The sequence below is a fragment of the Chitinimonas lacunae genome (assembly GCF_042650885.1).
In the GTDB taxonomy this organism is placed as follows: domain Bacteria; phylum Pseudomonadota; class Gammaproteobacteria; order Burkholderiales; family Chitinimonadaceae; genus Chitinimonas_A; species Chitinimonas_A lacunae.
Genome location: NZ_JBHSBU010000001.1, coordinates 3,510,952 through 3,530,413, shown reverse-complemented (window position 1 = coordinate 3,530,413; position 19,462 = coordinate 3,510,952). Strand labels below are relative to the sequence as shown.

Annotated in this window: 12 protein-coding genes; 4 read left to right on the top strand and 8 right to left on the bottom strand. The window is 65.2% G+C overall.

The features are described 5' to 3' along the window. The first annotated feature begins 80 nt into the window (after nucleotides 1-80). Entirely contained in the window at nucleotides 81-1,187 is a 1,107-nt protein-coding gene (locus ACFOW7_RS15130) for a S41 family peptidase (protein ID WP_378165755.1), read from the top strand. A 204-nt stretch (nucleotides 1,188-1,391) separates the two neighbouring features. Then, complete coding sequence (locus ACFOW7_RS15125) at nucleotides 1,392-1,892, top strand: DUF6328 family protein (RefSeq protein ID WP_378165753.1); 501 nt, start codon at nucleotides 1,392-1,394, stop codon at nucleotides 1,890-1,892. Between the two features lie 118 nt (nucleotides 1,893-2,010). Here ACFOW7_RS15125 and ACFOW7_RS15120 read toward each other — a convergent pair whose 3' ends face one another. Continuing rightward, nucleotides 2,011-2,946, bottom strand: a complete 936-nt coding sequence (locus ACFOW7_RS15120; protein ID WP_378165751.1) for a LysR family transcriptional regulator — start codon at nucleotides 2,944-2,946, stop codon at nucleotides 2,011-2,013. Nucleotides 2,947-3,064: 118 nt separating this feature from the next. Here ACFOW7_RS15120 and ACFOW7_RS15115 point away from each other — a divergent pair, with 118 nt between their 5' ends. Both ACFOW7_RS15115 and ACFOW7_RS15110 read left to right on the top strand, forming a co-directional pair. Then, complete coding sequence (locus ACFOW7_RS15115) at nucleotides 3,065-4,051, top strand: MBL fold metallo-hydrolase (RefSeq protein ID WP_378165749.1); 987 nt, start codon at nucleotides 3,065-3,067, stop codon at nucleotides 4,049-4,051. A 216-nt stretch (nucleotides 4,052-4,267) separates the two neighbouring features. Further along, the gene (locus ACFOW7_RS15110) at nucleotides 4,268-4,636 is read left to right on the top strand and encodes a VOC family protein (RefSeq protein ID WP_378165747.1); all 369 of its coding nucleotides are present in this window, start codon (nucleotides 4,268-4,270) and stop codon (nucleotides 4,634-4,636) included. Between the two features lie 159 nt (nucleotides 4,637-4,795). Here the strand turns inward: ACFOW7_RS15110 and glmS are convergent, their stop codons facing one another. The 7 genes from glmS to ACFOW7_RS15075 all read right to left on the bottom strand — a co-directional run bounded on the left by glmS (nucleotide 4,796) and on the right by ACFOW7_RS15075 (nucleotide 19,404). Then, a complete protein-coding gene (glmS, locus tag ACFOW7_RS15105; RefSeq protein ID WP_378165745.1) occupies nucleotides 4,796-6,619 on the bottom strand; it encodes a glutamine--fructose-6-phosphate transaminase (isomerizing) in 1,824 nt (607 codons plus the stop codon). A gap of 474 nt (nucleotides 6,620-7,093) precedes the next feature. Continuing rightward, on the bottom strand, nucleotides 7,094-9,427 hold the full coding sequence (locus ACFOW7_RS15100) for a hypothetical protein (protein WP_378165743.1): 2,334 nt from the start codon (nucleotides 9,425-9,427) through the stop codon (nucleotides 7,094-7,096). Nucleotides 9,428-9,732: 305 nt separating this feature from the next. After that, nucleotides 9,733-12,069: a hypothetical protein gene (locus ACFOW7_RS15095; protein ID WP_378165741.1), complete on the bottom strand. Its 2,337-nt coding sequence runs from the start codon at nucleotides 12,067-12,069 to the stop codon at nucleotides 9,733-9,735. Between the two features lie 628 nt (nucleotides 12,070-12,697). Then, on the bottom strand, nucleotides 12,698-14,737 hold the full coding sequence (locus tag ACFOW7_RS15090) for a hypothetical protein (RefSeq protein WP_378165739.1): 2,040 nt from the start codon (nucleotides 14,735-14,737) through the stop codon (nucleotides 12,698-12,700). Nucleotides 14,738-14,774: 37 nt separating this feature from the next. After that, nucleotides 14,775-15,914 carry a VWA domain-containing protein gene (locus ACFOW7_RS15085; RefSeq protein WP_378165737.1) on the bottom strand — a complete coding sequence of 380 codons (1,140 nt, stop codon included), beginning with the start codon at nucleotides 15,912-15,914 and terminating at the stop codon, nucleotides 14,775-14,777. Beyond that, on the bottom strand, nucleotides 15,914-18,307 hold the full coding sequence (locus tag ACFOW7_RS15080) for a DUF5682 family protein (protein WP_378165735.1): 2,394 nt from the start codon (nucleotides 18,305-18,307) through the stop codon (nucleotides 15,914-15,916). The genes ACFOW7_RS15085 and ACFOW7_RS15080 overlap by 1 nt, the downstream gene beginning before the upstream one ends. After that, complete coding sequence (locus ACFOW7_RS15075; RefSeq protein WP_378165733.1) at nucleotides 18,304-19,404, bottom strand: ATP-binding protein; 1,101 nt, start codon at nucleotides 19,402-19,404, stop codon at nucleotides 18,304-18,306. The genes ACFOW7_RS15080 and ACFOW7_RS15075 overlap by 4 nt, the downstream gene beginning before the upstream one ends. Nucleotides 19,405-19,462 lie beyond the last annotated feature (58 nt).

The window sequence follows — 19,462 nt, the reverse complement described above, 5'->3', positions numbered from 1 at the left end:
TGCGCCGTTTTTTTCAGGCAGAAGTACTAATCAATTAGTAGTGATAAAACAGGGCCGTGAGGCCCGGAAAGGCTCAAATCATGATCGCCGCCAAACTGAAGCAGACCGCCGTCGTGGCAGGGATATGGCTGGCCATGGCCGCGTCGGCCTGGGCAGCGCCGCCGGAGTCCGAAGCCAAGCCCCAGCTCGACGCCCAGTCGCAGAACGCCGTGCTGGAGGCATTGGCCCGGCAAATCGAGGCGAACTATATCTTTCCCGACACGGCCAGCCAGACCATCGCCGCGCTCAAGGACAAGGCACAACGCGGCGCCTATCGCGAGATGAGGTCGAGCGAGCAGTTCGCTGCCGCGTTGACCGAGGATCTGCGCCGCCTGGCCGGAGACAAGCATTTCCGCCTCGAATTCGCGCCCTCGTTCACGCCGGAAGGCAATACCGTACCGTCCACCGAACAGGTCGCGGAAGAACGCAAGGACGTGGCACAGATGGCCTGGGGCATACGGCGGGTGGAACGTCTGGCCGGCAATGTGGGCTATCTCGATCTACGCGGCTTTCCGCCGTCCTACCTGGTCGGCCCGGCTTATCAGTCGGTGCTGTCGCTGCTGTCCGGCACCGACGCGCTGATTCTGGACCTGCGCCAGAACCGGGGCGGCGATCCGGCAAGCGTCGCGCAACTGCTCAGCTACTTCTTCGCGCCTGGTGATGAGCGCCATCTCAACGATATCTACACGCGAACCAGCAATACCACGCGCGCTTTCTGGACCAATCCGGCCGTCAGCCTGCATTACGCACGGCCGGTCTATGTGCTGACTTCGTCGCAGACCTTCTCGGGCGGCGAAGAATGTGCCTACGACTTCCAGACCCAGCAGCGCGGCACGCTGGTCGGCGAAACCACCGGTGGCGCCGCCAATCCGGTCGGGCCATTCGTCTTGCCGCATGGCTTCGTGGTCGCCATTCCCATCGGCCGACCGATCAACCCGATCACCAAGACCAATTGGGAACGGGTGGGCGTCAAACCCGATGTGCCGGTGGAAGCCGCCAAAGCACTCGAAACGGCTTGGCGCGCCGCGCTGAGCGGGCTGCTCAAGGAGGCGTCCGACCCGGACCGTCGGCAGAGCCTGCAAGGGGTGTTGGCACGATTGGATAAAGGCGAGCTGGAATTACCTGCCTACCGTCCCACCAAACGTTGAAGCCCAGTCGCAGCGGCGCAGCGCTCCTTGAGCGTTGCGCCGTGGGGTCGAGGGGTGAATCCGGATCAGAACAATTCCCCCCGACCGCTTCCCGGGCACAGCACTTGCCGAGCTGGTCACAGCACTGCTGACGCGCATCCGTGCCCACAGCAGACCCGTCGCGGAACGAGACGACTCCTGCCTTCCCAACCCAATGGAACCTGTATGAGTAATGATGTCCGGGATGACACCCCCAACAAACACAGGCATTCCCCCTCATTGGTCGAGGAGGATGAAGACGGCGACCTCACCGATATGCTGGGCGAGCTGCGGATTCTGCTTCCCACGGCGCAGTTGCTGTCGGCCTTCCTGATTACCGTGCCCTTCGCGCCGGGCTTTGCCAATATCGTTCAGACCGAGAAGCAGGTGTTCTTCGCGACCTTTCTGCTGGCGGTGGCGAGTCTGGTGATGTTCTGCGGACCGGCAGTCCAGCATCGACTGATGCGCCCGCTTCAGCAGCGCGAACGTTTCAAGACCTTTGCCAGCCGCCAGATGCTGGTGGGCGCGACCCTGTTGGGAACCGCCCTGGTGCTGGCCACCCAGCTCGTATTGTCCGAGGCGCTCGGCCGCACGATCGGTAACGTCGCCGCCGTCATCATTGCCGTGCTGATCGTTTCGATATGGCTGGTGGTGCCTTGTATCTGGAAGTCACGCAAGGACGTGTGAGGGTGCAAATAACGGTTTTGGACGGCTTGGCTACCCTTTGCCAATCAGAAGGTTATTTTTATTATTTTCTTTTCTTAACATTTATTTATCTTGCAAACATTTGTCTTTATTTTTTCCATTAAATCGCCTCCGCCACTACCGCCTCAATCTGCGCCCGCAGCCAGCACAAAGCCGGGTCGCGGTCGCGGCTGGCATGCCAGATCAGGCCGACGGTAAAGCCCGGCAGCGTCAAAGGAATCGGGGAAGTCGCCAGACCGAAATGCTGGCGCCAATGCTCGGCCAGCACTTCGGGCACACAGACCAGGGCAGGCAACTGACGCAGCAGATTGGGCAACACCCCGAAATGCGGCGTGGTATAGGCCAGACGGCGTGTCAGACCCTGTTCGGACAGGATACGGTCCACCACACCTTCATTGGCCACGCGGTATGTGACCAGCAGATGGGGAAAATCGAGAAACTGTTCGAGCGTCAACGGCAAGACCAAAGCGACCTGTTGCGGGTCATAGACGCAGGCGAAACCCATCTTGCGCAGCGGCAGGGCATAGCGTGGCGACGCCTCGCTGTCGAAGGTGGAACACGACGGCAGAATCGCCAGCGTGATTTCGTCCTGGTCCAGCATGTCGTGGACCCGCATCGGATCGGAAGTCTTCACGGCAATACGCAGTCCCGGCGCCAGTTGCTGTAGCCGCTTGAACAGCAGCGGCATCAGCCAGATTTCCACCCAATCGGGCATCCCGAGCACAAAAGTCCGTTCGGCCTTGCCCGGGTCAAACACGGTTGGCTCGAACAGTACCGACTGGAGGCTCGCCACAGCCGGTTTCAAGGCAGCTTCAAGTTCCAGCGCCTTGACTGTGGGCACCATGCCCTGGGCGGTGCGCACCAGCAGCGGATCGTCGAACAGCTCGCGCAGACGCCCCAAGGCCGCGCTGACGGCCGGTTGGCCCAGATACAGCTTCTCGGCGGCGCGCGACACACTACGTTCACGCAACAGCACCAGCAGCGTTACCAGAAGATTGAGATCGACCCGACGAAAATCGATTTCCTTGATGGTCATTATCTTTTCAATCGATTTGAGTAATGGATGGGCCGATTGGATCATTGCCGCACCCGCCGACGCAAGGTCTGATGCCTACGGACGGCCCGGCTACTCATTGAATCGACAGGATAAGTCCATGCCCGCTCTGCCCACTCCCCTGCTCCGCTCCGCCCTGATCGCCGCCTTGTCGGCCTTGCCGGCAGTCGGTCTGACACTCACCCCGCCAAGCAGCCACGCCGCCGCCCCACAGGTCAAGACCCAGGCGCCCGGTTTCTACCGCATGATGCTGGGCGACTTTGAAATCACGGCGCTGTCGGACGGCACGATCACGCTGCCGCTGGAAAAACTGCTGACCGATACGACGCCTGCGCAAATCCGCAGCCTCCAGGCGCGCGCCAATCTTGGCAGCGAGGTGGAGACGTCGATCAACGCCTTTCTGATCAACACAGGCTCGCAATTGCTGCTGGTCGACAGCGGCGCCGGCCGACTGTTCGGAGAACAGGGCGGCCGCTTGCTGACCAGCCTGCAAGCGGCCGGCTACCGTGCCGAGGAGGTGGACGCGGTGCTGGTGACACATGTCCACAGCGACCATTCGGGCGGCCTGGCGGTGGACGGCAAGCGGGTCTTTCCCAACGCCACCGTCTACACCGACCAGCGCGAAGCCGAGTTCTGGCTCAACCCGGCCAATCAGGCCAAGGCGGCGCAGCGCCATCGACACAGCTTTTCCGAAGCCACCACCGCCCTCGCCCCCTATGCTGCCGCCGGCCGCCTGAAGACCATCAGCCAGGACACCGAACTGTTTCCTGGCGTGCGCAGCATGGCTGTGCCGGGCCATACGCCGGGTCACACCTTCTACGTGGTGGAGAGCCAAGGCCAGCAACTGCAATTCTGGGGCGATACCGTGCATGCCCAGCATGTGCAGTTCCCCAACCCGGCGGTGACGATCCAGTTCGACATCGACAGCCCGGCAGCCGCGAAGCAGCGCAAGCGCGTGTTTGCCGACGCCGCCGCCAGGCAATACTGGGTGGCGGCCTCGCATATCGCTTTCCCGGGCATCGGCCATCTGCGCAAGGAAACCTCGGGCTTCAGTTGGGTGCCGGCGAATTACGCGATTCCGCGTTGACAGAAGGATGGGCGCCCTCTGTGCGCGGAATCGGCAAAAGCGAAGCGGGACAGGCTCAAAGGGCTGTCCCGCTTTGTTGCTACCATTTGCGTGAGCCGTTCCAGATAAGGGTCCAGGTCACTGGATGAGAAAGTCCACCAGAGTGTGGACCGGCAGATCGGTTAAATTCAGATCACTGTCAGGCTTCGACCCGACTTACCCACTTCAGGAGGACGCATGTTTGACCACGTCGTATTCGGCGTCAGTGACTATGCAGCGAGCAAGGCATTTTTCCTCAAGGCACTCGAACCGCTCGGTATAGAGGTGGTTCTGGAGGGGCCGCTCGGCATCGAGCTCAGCGCAGACGGCAAGAGTTCCTTGTGCCTGTTCCAGACCGAGGAAAAGCCGGCGCATCTTCACTTGGCATTCACCGCCAGGACTCGCCAGCAAGTCGAAGACTTCCACCGCGCAGCACTGGAAGCCGGCGGCAAAGACCACGGCGCCCCTGGCCTGCGCCCGCACTATCATGCCCATTACTACGCCGCTTTCATCATTGGTCCCGATGGGCACAACATTGAAGTGGTTTGCCACGAACCGGAGGCTTGAGTTTTCCAGTGGTGGGACGCCCATAGGAGGCACATGCCCCTGTTTCAGTCATTGGAGACACGTGCCAGCTTTCTGCCCTGGACATCAACTGTCATGTCTCAGGGTCTGATGTTCTGTCTTGGGACTGTTTCGTCCCAAGACAAGTCACCAGACTCCCCCTCACTCCACCGTCACCGCCTTAGCCAAATTCCTCGGCTTATCGACGTCGGTGCCGCGAGCCAGTGCGGTGTGGTAGGCCAGCAGTTGCACGGGGATGGTATGGACCACCGGGCTCAGCACGCCGACGTGGCGGGGGGTGCGGATGACGTGCAGGCCGTCGGATTCGCCGAAATGGCTGTCGAGGTCGGCGAAGACGAACAGTTCGCCGCCGCGTGCCCGCACTTCCTGCATATTGGAATGCACCTTCTCCAGCAGACTGTCGTTCGGCGCAATCACCACCACCGGCATCTGCTCGTCCACCAGCGCCAGCGGGCCGTGCTTCAGTTCGCCGGCGGGGTAGGCTTCGGCATGGATATAGGTGATCTCCTTGAGCTTCAACGCCCCTTCGAGCGCAATCGGGTAGTGCACGCCACGGCCCAGGAACAGCGCGTGTTGGCGGGTGCTGAACAGCTCGGCCCAGGCTTTGACCTGCGGCTCCAGATTGAGCGCGTGCTGGACTGAACCGGGCAGCTTGCGCAGATCGTCCAGATAATTCGCCTCGACCTCCGCCGACAGATGACCGCGCAGCTTGGCCAGCGTCGCCGCCAGCGTGAACAGCGCCGCCAGCTGGGTCGTGAACGCCTTGGTCGAGGCCACGCCGATCTCGGCGCCGGCACGGGTGTAGAACACCAGCCGGCTCGCCCGGGGAATCGCACTCTCGCGCACATTGCAGATCGACAGCGTCAGATCGTGACCAAGCTGTTGCGCATGCTTCAGCGCTTCCATCGTGTCGAGCGTCTCGCCCGACTGGGAAATCGTCACCACCAGCTGATTGGGCAGCGCTACCGCGTCGCGGTAGCGGTATTCGCTGGCGATTTCGACCTGGCAGGGCAGGCGGGCGATCTGCTCGATCCAGTAGCGGGCCACCGAGGCCGCGTAGTAACTGGTGCCGCACGCGAGGATCTGTACCCCTTCCACCTTGCCCAGCAGGCTGGCTGCCTCGGCACCGAACAAGGCGGGCGAGAAACCCTGCTCCAGCACCTGCTCGATGGTGTCGGCCAGTGCCTTGGGCTGCTCGTGGATTTCCTTCTGCATAAAGTGGCTATACGGTCCCAGTTCCAGCGAAGCCAGCGACACCTCCGACAGATGCACCGGCCGCTCCACCGGCTGGCCCGAACGGTCGTGGATCTGCACCCCGTCGCAGCGCAGCGCCGCCACATCGCCCTCTTCGAGGAAGCTGACCCGCCGGGTCGCGGCGATCACGGCCGAGACGTCGGAGGCGACGAACTGTTCGCCCTCGCCGTAACCGATCAACAGCGGGCAGCCCATGCGCGCGCAGATCAGCACGTCCGGCTCGGCCTCGCTCATCACGGCGATGGCGTAGGCGCCGGTCAGTTCCCGCACCGCCCGGCTGACGGCCGCGAACAGGTCTTCGCTGTCGCGGGCGTAGTGTTCGACCAGGTGGGCGATCACTTCGGTATCGGTCTGCGAGGTGAATTGGTAACCCAGCGATTTGAGCCGCTGCCGCTGGGCGTCGTGGTTTTCGATAATGCCGTTGTGGACCACGGCAATGCCGCCCGAGACATGCGGATGGGCATTGGGTTCGGTCACGCCGCCATGGGTGGCCCAGCGCGTATGGCCGATGCCAAGCCGGCCGCTCAGGCCGGTTTCGCGCGCGGCGGCTTCCATCTCGGCGACCCGGCCGACCCGGCGTACCCGCTCAATCCCCTGCCCCAGCACCGCCACGCCGGCCGAGTCGTAGCCCCGGTATTCCAGCCGCTTCAGACCGTCGATCAGATGAGGAACCACATCACGTTGCGCAATGGCGCCGACAATGCCGCACATGTTTATTCCTTTGTCATACACAGGTTTCAATGAAAAAAGTCTACGTCATAATTTCTATGGCGGGACGATATTTTGCGGTCGAAATTTCATGGTTGAGTTTATGCAGAATGGGTAGTGTGGATAGGGGAGACTTATGCCAGGGCTTGTTCAGATGGAGAAGAAGAATCAGGCATATAACACTCTTAAATTCAAATTTTCAGTCTTATATCTTGTGCATAAGACACATATTTCTTTAGGAAAAGAAATCCGCCTTAGCCAAGTCCTCCACAGCACAGTCCCTCCCATAAAAAAATAGCCGACCACAAGGTCGGCTGTTTTTCTTTGAGGAAGATGCAGGTCGGGGCTTCTTCAGTCTGCTGTCCAAGCCCTGTCCGTCTGCTGCCGGTGGGAACCTTCTGTGCCGAAGGAGGCAATGGTGCGTGACGACCTTCGCTCTAACGCACCCTAGGCGCGGGCTTGGCGGCAGATTTCTGTTTACTGCACCACGTAGACCTCGTTCCACAGCTTGCGCGCCATCATGTCGCGCTGGGCGGCTTCGGCCGTGTCACCGAGGCCGTAGCCCAGATAGAGCGTGGCGCCGGCCAGGGCCGAGATATCGGCCTTTTGCAGCAGCTCAAGGCTGCGCTCGCTCAGGGCGCGCGGCTCGTCCAAGGCTTTCAGCGTGGTGTCGGCATGGTGATACCAATCCTTGCCATCGAAGCTGAAGAGGCCGGCCAGGTCCTTGGCCTGGGCCACCACGAAATAGTGGCCCTTCTGGCCCAGGTCGGCCTGGGCGGGGGTGATCCGGGCGCTCAGGCTCTGGGCTTTCATCGGCCCGTCAACTTTGGCCGAGAACTGTGCCGTGCCGTCGAGTGGAATTTCGCTCGGGCGGAATTGATAGGCGACCGGACCGACGCCCAGTTGGCGCTGTTGGTTCTGCCCCATCCCCCACAGCCGGCCGTCGCGCTTTTGCAGCAGCGTGGAGCTGCCATTGCCGTGCAGCGACTGGAAACCCTCGCCCAGCTTGACCGGATTGGCATAGGGGCCGGACGGGCTTTCCGGGAAATCGCTGAACCAGCGCCACAGACTGCCATCGCGTCTGACTACCAGATAGGTGCCGTTGCCCGGAATCCGGCTCTCGCGCTCCAGCACGCTGTCGGCCACTTCCTCCAGTCTGGCGCTCGGGGTCAGCTTGCCGTCGGCCTGCTTCATCACTATCAGACGGCCATTGACGTCGAGTACCCGGATCAGCGGGTCGTCGAGCCATACCTTGCTCAGTGCACCGACGCCCTCAACCTTCAGGATTTGGCCATTGGGCATATCGAGTCCCCAGCGCAGGATCTGGCCATCGTGCTGCCAGAACCATTCGTGACGGCGGGAAATGCTGCGGAATTCGTCCTGCATCTCCTTCAAGGTGAAACGGCCCTGAGCCAACGCTTCGGGCGAGGTGGGGTAGTCCAGCACCACCCAGCGGCCATCGCTGCGCTGTGCCGCCAGTTGCTTGCCGCGCAGCAGGCTGTTGCGCTCGATCACGGCCTGGAAGGTCTGGCCGGCCAGGATTCTGGTCGGGGCCAGATAAGTCTTTCCCTCGGCGCCCGCACCCCACACCCATAGCGAGCCGTCTTCGCGGATACCGGCATCGAACCACGGCCCGGCCGCCACGGCACGGAAACCCTCGCCGATGCGCAGTCGCTCGTAGCGCTGCCAGGGCTGTTGCGGGTCGGTGTCCATCCCGCGCCGGCTGCCCTCGCCCCAGGACCAGACTACGCCCTGGGCGTCGATGCCCAGCGTATGGCTGGCTTCCGGCGCCACCACCGCATACTGGTCTGGCAGTTCGACCGGCTCGTTCACTTCGTCCAGCCGTAGCGTGCCCAGCAGATTGGACTGCGATGCACCGCACCCGAACACCCGGCCGCTGCGATCCTGGGCCAGGAAGGTATCGCCGGCGCGATTGAGCGTGACGCTACGCAGCGCAGCGGCGTTCAGATAGCCCGGCTGGCCAGGCTGATTGAGACATTGCAGACCGTTCGACTGGGCCAGCACCGCATTGGGGTAGACCATGCCGGCCAACGGATCGGCTGCCGGCGCCTCGGCCGGTTTGACTGCCCAGCCCACCAGGGGAGTGGTGCAATCGTCGCGCTGCTGCATCTCGGCCTGATACCACTTGCCCGAGGCCGCCTGGATGCGACTGCCGCCAGCTGGCTCGAAGCCTTGCCAGGGCTCGCCGTCAGGGTCGAGTCCGATGGCCACGAATGGGTCGCCCTTCGACAGCGACTGGCCCCATAGCCGGCCATCGTTGCCGATGGCGAACACGGCGTCTGCCGCGCTGCGCATTTCGCGCATATGGCGTCCCAGCCGTTGCGGCGACTGGGAGATCGACCGTTCCGCCCCGCAGACCGAGCGAACGGCCTCGTTGGCCCAGAGGCCGCGCAAGCGCCACAGGTCGCCATTCTGGCCCAGCGCCAAGGCGACGCCGTTGCGGGCGTCGAGGCTTTTCACGCCTTCCATCACGCGTCTGGCCCGCGAGAAAGGTATCCGCTCTGCCGTCCCCAGCGCCCCCCAGCCCCAGACGGAGCCATCGGCCCGCAGACCCAGGCTGAAGTCGCCGCCCGAGACCGCCTCGATAAACCCATCGCCCAGGCGGGTCGGCAGCCGTGCTTCCAGGTAATCGCTGATAAAGACCGGTCTGTAGTCACCCCAGCTCCACAGGGAGCCGTCGTCACGCACCAAGGTGACGGTGGTTCCGTCCTGATGCAGTCCCGGTGCTGCCCAGCTTGCAGCAGCCAATAGCAGCGATAGACCAAGCGCAGATAAACGATGTGTTTTCATTTTCATAGCAACCTCGATGGGCGGTCGGCAGCGACCGGCGCAGGAGTCAATTAGAAGGGAAAATCAGCCATAAATTACTGATTAGAAAATAATCAGCAAATAAGTCGCCAGATGCACTCAAGTACCAATAAAAAATGGCTCGTAATATGCACAGCATACCCGAACCCGTTCCTTATCAGCCCATCGGCTAGCCACCACCGCGTCAGACTTTCCCTCGCTCAGCACGGGGGCTGACGGTCCAGCCGACAAGGCTCGACCGACGGCAACAGAACCGTCGGCCGAGCAAAAGTTTCCTGCTGCCGCGTTTATTGCAATTGATGCACCGCCCGCCACAGGCCGCGCGTCAGCATATCGGCACGGGACTGGTCGGGGTGGTTGCCGACGCCATAGCCGAGCCAGAGCGTGGTGCCGGCGATGGTGCTGAGGTCGATGTCCGCCGCCAGCAGCAGGCGGCGCTCGCCAAGCGGACCCACTGCGTTGAGCGGCTGCGGCGTGCCGCTGGCATCGGGCCGCCAGCCCTGGCCGTCGAATACGAACAGTCCCGCCACACCGGGCACCGTGACCGCCACGAAATAATGGCCGGCGCGGCCCTGCTCGCTCACAGCCGGCGTAAGGCGTGCTTCGAGCCGTTGCCGTGACAAGGGACCGCTTACGGCCGCCGACACCTGCCCCACCGTATCGAAAACCAATTCGGTCGGCCGATAGAGGAATTTCTCCCCACCCACGCCAAGCTGCCCTTCGCTATCGTCGCCCAGGCCCCATAAGGAGCCGTCGTCGCGGCGCAGCAGCAGGTGGGCCATTCCTTCGGTCAGGCTGGCAAAACCGTTGCCGACACGCAGCGGGGCAATCTGGCCGATTTCATCCTGACGCGGCCAGCGCCACAGGCTGCCGTCCAGCTTGCGCGTGATCACGGTCTGTTCGAGCGAAGCCAGATCGGCCACGCCTTCATCCACCCATTGCAGGCTGCCCCAGGGCTGGCCGTACTGACGGGTTGCCGACCATAGCCGGCCGTCGCGGCCCAGGGCGAACAACAAGGTCCGGTTGACCATCCAGGCACGGGCAAATGGCGGTCCGCCGCCGATCTCGAAGCGGCGCGGGGCAGTTTCCATCCGCCCGTCGAATACGCCGAGCGGGTCCTCTGCCCAGGTCCATAAGGCGCCCTCTTCGCCGACGGCCAGATTCTCGAAGCGGTCGAGCCAGACATAGCGGCCCGGCAAGGGCGTCCAGGTCGGATTACGCAGCAGTCCGTCGGCCGTCTGGCTATAGGGCAGCAGCCACCAACTGCCGTCGGTCCGGCGAACGGCCAGATCGGCCACCCGGTTGACGATCATATTGGCGGCGTCGTCCATCACCCGGGTCAGCGGCAGCACAGCGCCACGCTCGGGATAGCTGGCCATTTCCGGGCCCCACAGCCAGACCGAGCCGTCGCGCTTGAGACCCGCCCGGTAGCCCAGGGCGGCCGAGACGGCGATAAAGCCGCTGCCGACGGCGAAACGTCCCGTACCACCGGGCGAGCGGGCCAGACCTGCCTGGTTGTTATGGCCCCAGGCCCAGATCACACCCTGGTCATCGAGCCCCAGGCTATGATCGACCCCGGCAGCCACCGCCACATAACGGCCGCCCAGCGCCACCGGTTCGTGCTGGTTGATGGCTACGGCGTAGCCCAGCGGTCCGGTCAGCGGCGCACCGCAGCCGATCACCCGACCGTCACGATGGAGCGCCAGGAAGAACGGTGGCGGTGTGCCGTTCGCCATCGCCGGCTGGAAGACCGTTTGCAGCTCACCCGGTCCGAAATAGCCCGGTTCGCCGGTCAGATTGCGGCATTGCTTGTAGGCGTAACTGGCCAGCAGCACCCCATCACGGCCATAGGCGGTATAAGGGTCGCTGACCGGCGCGCTGGCCGCTTCGGTCAGCCAGGTGTTGCCGGGGCGGCTGTTGGAATCGCGGCAATAGGGCACGCCGTCGGGGCGGACCCGATACCATTTGCTGTCGGTCGCCTGGATGCGGTCGCCCTGATACGGCTCGAAACCCAGCCACGGCCCGCCGGCAACCACGGTAAACGTGCCGCCTTGATAAGTATTGAGCGCCCATAGACGGCCCTCGCCATCGATCGCCATAAAGCCGCCCGCATGATGGCGAATATGGCGCATCCCCTGCGCCAGCCGCTGCGGCAGCGTCACCGTATCGCCGGCCTCGCTGCACTGATAGCTGGGGAAATGGCTCTCGCTATAGTCGCGCCGCAGCCGCCCCAGCCCCCAGACCGTCCCGTCGAGGCCCAGCGCCAGCACCGAATGGCGCGCCACGTCGATCTGCCGGATGCCATCGAGTAAACGCCGCGCCACGCCGCTGCCCCGCAGGCCGAGCGAACCCCAGCCCCAGAGCGAGCCATCGGCCCGCAGTCCGACGTTGAAATCGAAACCGGTGCCGGCCGCGATAAAGCCATCGCCCAACCGCTGCGGCACGGTCGGGTCCACCCCTCCCCCAGGGTTGGCAAACGCCCCCACCCCCCAATACCAGAGCGAGCCATCCTGTCGCAGCAGCAAGGCGTGATGATCTTCACCCTGTAACTGCGCCGTCGCAGCCAGTACCGGCGCCACCACCGCCAACCAGGCGGTCAGCAATAGAGATCCATACCGTTTCATCGTCGTTCTCCCCGCGGCACGGTGGCACAGCAAAGCTGCCGGCGATTCCGCACCTTATGGGTTGCGGCACGCTTTCAACCGGTCCCAAGCGGTTGAAAGCACCGAGGAGGGTGGACAGTTCCAGCACTCACACCGCCCAGCAGACCACCGCTGCTTTGCCGACTCCACTGAGCCGCCACAACGACCCAGCCCGGCATCCGGCTACGGATGAGCAGCAAGACAGCCCCCTCTCACCAGCCAACGGCGTGCCTATCGGGCAGCGCCGGCAGCAGGATGTTCTGTTCTGAGACAGCGAGGCGGATCAGTGCGGCAAGACGGTGTTGAGGGAGGATGCAGTGCGGAAACGGCAGCAAAATTAGTGTTCAACTTGGCGTTATCGAAGCCAAGGTATTTCACTGATCCGGACCGAGATGCCTAAGTCGCCAAGGCGTTCGACGTCAGCTTATTGGCGGACAGGAACAGTTAGGCATTACGCCGCTCTGCGACGAGTTTGTCCTACAGATTTGCAGGTCTGGACGACTTTGCTAAGGATGATTGGCATGGGGAAGAGGGTTGAGGTCCGGACGGTGGGAAGCGAGGTGAGGCGGTATGCGGACACCTCACCTGGACGTTTTTTCCACCGACCGTATCAATCCTGCTCAACCGCAGCCTCGGCCACCGTCAGGCCTTCGAGCGTCATCGCCAGTTGGGCGACGTAGTAGAGCCGCAGCAGGCCCGCGACATCGGGACGGGCCAGCAGGGTATCGGTCAGTCGGGCCGGCAGTTCGAGGCCGGCACGGCGGGCAGCCTGGGCGCATTCGGCCAGCCGTTCGCGCTGGAATTCCCCAGGCAGCGGCCGCCCCAGCTCGGCCCAGGCTTCGAGTTGAGCCAGCAGCGGATCGAGACAGCGCCCGGCGATCCCAGGCTGGGCGAGCGGCGGTTGGCGGCGGGCTTCGAGCAGCCGCAGTATCCGGCCCTCGGTCGGCGCCACCCGACCGCGCCGGTGAGGTGCCGGATCGAAATCGAGCGAAATCGTGCGTAACTGGCTTGCCTCAAGATGGAGCAAGGCCAGCGGTTCGAGCCGGGTGACGGCTTCGCGGCGATCGACCCGCACCAGGACGGCGCGCAGATCGAGCGTCGCCTCGTCGAGCCGGCGCGACAGCCCTTCGAGCCGTTCGCGCTGGGTCGGTTCGCAGCGCAGCGTCAGCGTGAGCGCCTGACCGGCCGCGTCGAAGACGGTCCAGTCTAGCCGCTGTGCCACCTCATCGAGCCGCAACGGCAGCCAGCGCTGCGGACGCAACAGCAGTGCCTCGACCGGCTGCCCGGTCAGCCCTACCCCCTGGCGCAGCCGCTCGACCGCCACCTGCCAGTCATGGTCGCCCAACTGTTCGAGACGAGGGTCATCGGCCGCCCAAGGCGCCATCACTTCCGCGCGGCTGCTGCCGCCCACGGCAAGCCGCTGATCGTCGGCCAGACGGGGTGATTCGAGCCGCAAGCTGCCCTGGCAGATATGTTCGGCGGAACCGGCGCCGGGCCACAGCGCCAGCTGATTCCACGCCGCATGGCGATAAAAGCCCGGGTCGTTGCCATCGGGCCGTGCCAGCGTGGCCGATTTGAGGTCGCCCGCAGCGGCATCCCAGCACCACAGCGTCAGCCCGCGTGCGCCGCCCCGGGTTTCCCACCATTCGGCGCCAAGCGGCAGCAATTCCAGCGCTTCGCCCTCGCGATAGTCACGCCGCAGCCGGCCACGCAGCATGCCCAACCGCGCCGGCTCGGCGGCCCCGGCCCGCAGCGCGGCACACAGGGCATAAAGCCGCGCCATCATGGCCAGGGCATGGCGACTGTCGCTGCGGTCATCGCGCTTGGCCAGCAAGGTCAAGGTGCCGGCCAGATTGCGCAACATCGCCGCCAGACGCGGCAGCCCCTCCCCACGCACCGACACGGCCAGCGCACCGAGGCGGGCCGCTGCGACCGTGCCGAGATGACCCAATCCCTGCGCCAGCAATTCGGTGAGCGCCGCCTCGACCTGATCGAGCAGCGCCGACTCGTCGCCATCGAGCCGACCGTCGCTGACGGCCGGCTGTTCGGCTTCCAGCCAGTCGGGCCGGGGGACGACACGGCCATTGGCACGCCACACGGCCAGCACGGCAGCCAGATGAAGGCCGGCCTGATCGCGGGCGGGCAGCTCCGACACCATGCCGGCCAAGCCGAGACCCGCCAGATAGCGGCAGGAGAGGCCGAGTTCGGGCCAGGACACCGTGAACCCGCCGGGCTGCTCGACGATCTCGACCGCTCCGTGCGACTCGGCGGCGAACGCCTGCCGCACTGCCGCCCGGCCGGCGGTCTTGAACAGGCTGGCCAGATCGAGCCCCAACACTTCGTTGAGTGCCGAGGGAAGTGCAGCGGGCGCGGGCGCGGCCGTGTCCTGCCCACGCAGCCACAGCACCGCGCCGAGAATATGCTTGCACAGCCCCGGCGCCGGGCAATCGCAGCGCGCCTGCGGCAGGCCCTGGCTGTCCAGTTCGACCCGCTGGCCATCGGCGCCGATCACGCCGGCCTGCTCGCCCTGTTCGAGCCAATCGACCTTGCCCGCCTCGACATCCTTGGCGGCGCGGCGCAGAAGACCGGCATTGGCGAGGGCAGTCAGGGCGTCGTCGTCGTAGCTGCGGTAGATATCGTACCAGGGCATAGGGAAATCCAATGACAGGGTGCCGGAAGCGTCCGGCTCAATTCATTACTTCAGCGAGCCATTCGGCAAAGCGGTGCGGCGTCAGCGCCGCCACCTCCATGCCGCAGTTGGCGAGTTTTTGTGCGGTCGCCTGGTCGTAGATCGGCTGGGTCTGGTCATCGAGTGCCGCAAGACCGAGCAGGCGCACGCGCGCCTCGGCCAGACGGCGTACCGCCGCAAACAGCGGCGCCGGTTGCGCCCCTTCGCAGAAGTCACTGATCAGCGCCAGCACCGTGCGTTGCGGGTTATGCACCAGCGTTTCGCAATAGCGCACCGCACGGCCGATATCGGTGCCGCCACCAAGCTGCACGGTCAGCAGCACCTCGACCGGGTCGTGGGCCAGATGGGTCAGATCGACCACGCTGGTATCGAATACCACCAGCCGCACCCGCACGGTGGGCAAGCTCGACAGGATGCCGGCCACCACGGCACTGAACATCACCGAATCGAGCATCGAGCCCGATTGGTCGACGCACAGAATCACATCCCAGGGCAGGCTGCGCTTGACTCGGGCATTGAAATGCGGCCGCTCGATCACCAGACGGCGACTGTCGCGGTCGTAATGGCGCAGATTGGCCCGCACCGTGGCGCGCCAGTCGAAGTTCTGCGCGCTGGCCAGCATCGAGCGGCGGAAACGATGGCGCCGGCCGACGACCGCCGTCACGAACTCATGGCGCAATCGCGCCATCAGCTGGTCCACCACGCGCTGGATCACGGTACGCACCGCATCACGCATCTCGCTGCTCAAGCGGCCGCGCATCGCCAGCAAGGCCTTGCCGAGCGCCATATTGGGCTCCAGCTCGGCGACCGTGGCGGGATTGCGCAGCAGATCGGTCAGACCATAGCGCTCGATGGCCTGGCTTTGCATCCGCTCGAACACTTCCTGCGGGAACAACTTGCGCGCGCGCTGCAACCAGTCGAGCGCCCGGATCTGGCTCGGGTCGAGACTGCCCGGACCCCGGGTCAGGCCGCGCTGTTCGTATTCGCGGTCGTACAGATAATCGAGCGTGCGTTCGAGCTTCCAGTCTTCGCTGTCCAGCGCAAAGCCGGTGTTGCCGCCAAGCCGGTCCTGCGCATAGCGGCCCAGGATCAGGCGCCAGCGTCGCAAGGCAGCGGTGTCGCTTGGGGATTGCGCCATCAGGTTTCCTTCCAGGCGGCCAGGCCATCGGCCGCCAGACAGTCATGGAGCGCCAGCTCGAGCCGGGTGCCGGCCAGCAGCTCCTGTTCGGTCCACTCGCCGGCCGTATCGAGCCAGTCGGCCTCGCCGTCGCCGCCATGGCGCCGGGCGAGCTGGCCGGCCAGGCTGGCGGTTTCCTGCGGCTTGAGCCGGGTAAAGGTCTGGCGCAGATCGGGCAGATGGGCCACAAAGGTCTGTTCGTCCCAGGCGGTGACGATGCTGTCGATCCGCTCGGCCAGCGCCGGCACGCGCAGCAGCAGCTCGGGCGCCGCCGCCATCACCCCGCTCAGGAAACGCACCGCCTCGCGCGGCTCGGCACCGAAGCCGAAACGGATATCGAGCTGGCGACCCAGCGCCGCCTCGTCCCAGTCGCCGTCGAGATAACGCAGCGCCCCGGCCGCCCCGGCCAACTCCGGCCCGGCCTCGCGGGCCAGCCGCTCCAGTCCTTCCTGCCACAGCGCGATCTCGACCGTGACGCCAGCATCCGTCGCCAGCAGACGGCCCAGCTCGCGCAGCGCCAGCAGCCGGCTGACCACCATGGGCGCCGCGTCCTCCGCACAGCCAGCCAGCCCCGGCAGCAGATACAGCGCCGCTGGCCAGATTCTTTGCAGCAGCCCGGCCAGGGCCGGATGACGCTGCACCCCGAGCGGCTCGCGCGCCCGCCATAAGGTCAGCAGGGTATGGCCGCAATCGACCACCGAGACGAAATCGGCATCCTGATCGAGCTGAGCACTCAATAGCTCGAACAGCATGGGCAGGCGGCCATGGAGGCCGATCAGGCAGGCACGCAGCAGCAGTTGCACGGCCGTCGATGCCGACCCTGCCCGGCCGCTGGCGGCCAGCATCGCCTCCTCGGCCTGGAGCCGGGTCAGTGCCAGTGTTTCCAGGCTGGCGGCTTCCGAGGCCAATTCGACCAGTCTGGCCTCGACCAGCGGCGTCCAGGCCACCCGCCATTCCTCGAACAGCAGATCGAGCCGCTGTCCGGTCATGAAGTCCGGCCCGCCCTGCCATTGGGCCAGACCGAGGCTCAGGTAGTCGCTCAGATGGAAGAAGCGGCTGCGTTCGCAGTGAGAAGGCTTGCGGTAGAGGTCGAGCCGGGTCTGGCGCGGCGTGCTGTCGTCGAGCCGCACACCGTAGCGGCGTGCCAGACGGCGGGCGTCTTCGAGCAAGGGGGGCGACGCGGCCGAGGGCGGCACTTCGCCCAGCCGGCTGCCGCCCAATACGCGGCGAATATCGGCCAGCAGACCCAGCTGACCATCGTCGACGGCGCTTTTGACAAAGCAGGAACGGATCGCATCGAGCAGATCGTAGCGTCCCGGTCCCGGATGGCCACGCAGCTCGGCCAGCCGCCCGGCCTGGAGCAAGGCGGCTTCGACGCCGGCCGTGGACAGGCCGTCGCCCAGGTCGCGGGCGCGGCCGTCGTGGGCCAGCGCCGTCAGCAGTTCGGCGGCGACCCGCTGACGCGGCGCGGCTTCGTCGCTGGCCAGTGCTTCCCAGACCCGCTGGTAATAGGCCGGCGACGGCATGCCCGAGGCATAGCCGTTGAGGGCGTCGAGCCGGTCGAAGCTGTAGCGGATCAGCCAGGCCGGTTCGGTGGTGGAGGCGGCGGGCAGCGTGGGCTCGCCGTCGAGCAGCTCGATCAATCCCAGGGTATGAAAGCCGCCCGTGACCACCACGATCGGCCCGTCGATCCGCTTCAGCCAGGCGGCGATATGGCCGGCCATATGGCGCTCGCGCGGCAGCGAACCTTCGGCTTCGAGCACTTCGGGCTCATAGTCGAGCCGGGCCATGGCGCAGTAGGCGAACACATCGCCAAACAGCCGGCGCCAGTCGTCGAGCGCCGCGCGGGGCCGCAGCTCGAACAGCCGCTCCCACAGTTCGTCGTGATCGCGGCAGCCGGCGTCGCGGGCCAGCCGGCTGACGTAGGCGCTATGGGCCAGATGGCGTTCGGCCACCAGACTGTCGTCGCCACGCTCGCGCCAGGCCGGGTCGCGCCACGGCAGATCGATAAAGCCCACAGCCGCCCCGACCGTCTCGGCCGTGCGCAGCGCCACCCACTCGGGGCTGTAATCACAGAAAGGAAACAGGGTAGTGGCCAGCGATTCGCTCTGCTCGGGCGCCGCCTGGACCAGCACCGCCACCGGCGGCCGGGTGCGCGGGTCACGCAGCAGCGGCAGCAGACTGTCGAAGCTGTCCGGTCCCTCGATCAGCACGGCGGCCGGGCGCACCTGGGCGATCAGCGCCGCCACGGCCCGGGCGCAGGCCGGGCTATGGTGGCGGATCGGGGCGAAATAAAGCCGGCCCTCGGCCAGCCGCGCCGCGGCGACCGCCACCCTGGGCGGCAGCGCGCTCACGACCACAGCGCCCGGGCGGCGTCGTGGAACGCCTGCCAGTTCGGATCGCGCCGGCCGCGTTCCCGCACCACGGTATCGAAATAGTGGCGGACCCGGCGCAGATCGTCCGCATTGTCCTTGAGCACCACGCCCTGGAGCTGGCGCGCCAGCTCGGCCGGGCTCAAGCGGCCGTCGCCGAGATAATGCGCCTCGAGCGCGGCGGCAAATGCCACGTTGACCGCTTCGGCGGTCGACATCACCGCATCGGGCGTCTTGATCGCCGTGCCGTCGCTGGTCTTGCCGGCACGCAATTCCTGGAATGCCGTCACCAGCAGGCCCACCACCTCGCGCTCGACCGCCACTTCGGCACCGACGCCCTGGAGTTCGCCATGAAGCCGGTTCAGCACCAGCTCGACCTCGAACGCCGGGTCGGCGATCGGGCGCACGGTTTCGAAATTGAAGCGGCGTTTCAGCGCCGAGGACATTTCATGAACGCCACGGTCGCGCAGGTTGGCCGTGGCGATCACATTAAAGCCGCGCCGGGCATGCAGACGGGCCGCGTCACCGAGTTCGGGCACCATCAGTTGCTTGTCCGACAGCAGCGAAATCAGCACGTCCTGGATTTCGGGCGGGCAGCGGGTGATTTCCTCGAAACGCACCAGCCGGCCAAGCTTCATCGCCTGATACAGCGGCGAGGCGACCAGTGCGCGCTCGCTGGGTCCCTCGGCGAGCAGCAAGGCGTAGTTCCAGGAATATTTGATCTGGTCCTCAGTCGTGCCGGCCGTGCCCTGGATGGTCAGGCCCGAGTCGCCGCTGATTGCGGCGGCCAGCAGTTCCGACAGCAGCGACTTGGCCGTGCCGGGCTCGCCCACCAGCATCAGGCCCTGGTGGCCCATCAGGGTGACGATGGCGCGATCGACCAGCGGGTCGTCGCCGTAGAACTTGCGACGGATCCCCAGCGCTTCGTCGCCGAGGATAAATTTACGCACCGCCCGCGGCGCCAGCCGCCAGCCTTCGGGCCGCGGCCCGTCGTCGAGCGCGGCCAGCCGCGTCAGTTCGTCGGCATAACGCAGCTCCGGACTCTGGCGCACAATCGCCGCCTGGGAAAGCTCTGGCATATTTGTTTCCTCGATACTTTCAACGCAAGACCTGTCTTGCGATTCAATTCAGAAAAAC

Bases quoted from the DNA above. Each gene is read 5' to 3' on its own strand.
- ACFOW7_RS15115 (WP_378165749.1), top strand. From the start codon at position 3,065: ATGCCCGCTCTGCCCACTCCCCTGCTCCGCTCCGCCCTGATCGCCGCC.
- glmS (WP_378165745.1), bottom strand. From the start codon at position 6,619: ATGTGCGGCATTGTCGGCGCCATTGCGCAACGTGATGTGGTTCCTCAT.
- ACFOW7_RS15125 (WP_378165753.1), top strand. From the start codon at position 1,392: ATGAGTAATGATGTCCGGGATGACACCCCCAACAAACACAGGCATTCC.
- ACFOW7_RS15075 (WP_378165733.1), bottom strand. From the start codon at position 19,404: ATGCCAGAGCTTTCCCAGGCGGCGATTGTGCGCCAGAGTCCGGAGCTG.
- ACFOW7_RS15095 (WP_378165741.1), bottom strand. From the start codon at position 12,069: ATGAAACGGTATGGATCTCTATTGCTGACCGCCTGGTTGGCGGTGGTG.
- ACFOW7_RS15130 (WP_378165755.1), top strand. From the start codon at position 81: ATGATCGCCGCCAAACTGAAGCAGACCGCCGTCGTGGCAGGGATATGG.
- ACFOW7_RS15090 (WP_378165739.1), bottom strand. From the start codon at position 14,737: ATGCCCTGGTACGATATCTACCGCAGCTACGACGACGACGCCCTGACT.
- ACFOW7_RS15110 (WP_378165747.1), top strand. From the start codon at position 4,268: ATGTTTGACCACGTCGTATTCGGCGTCAGTGACTATGCAGCGAGCAAG.
- ACFOW7_RS15100 (WP_378165743.1), bottom strand. From the start codon at position 9,427: ATGAAAACACATCGTTTATCTGCGCTTGGTCTATCGCTGCTATTGGCT.
- ACFOW7_RS15120 (WP_378165751.1), bottom strand. From the start codon at position 2,946: ATGACCATCAAGGAAATCGATTTTCGTCGGGTCGATCTCAATCTTCTG.
- ACFOW7_RS15085 (WP_378165737.1), bottom strand. From the start codon at position 15,914: ATGGCGCAATCCCCAAGCGACACCGCTGCCTTGCGACGCTGGCGCCTG.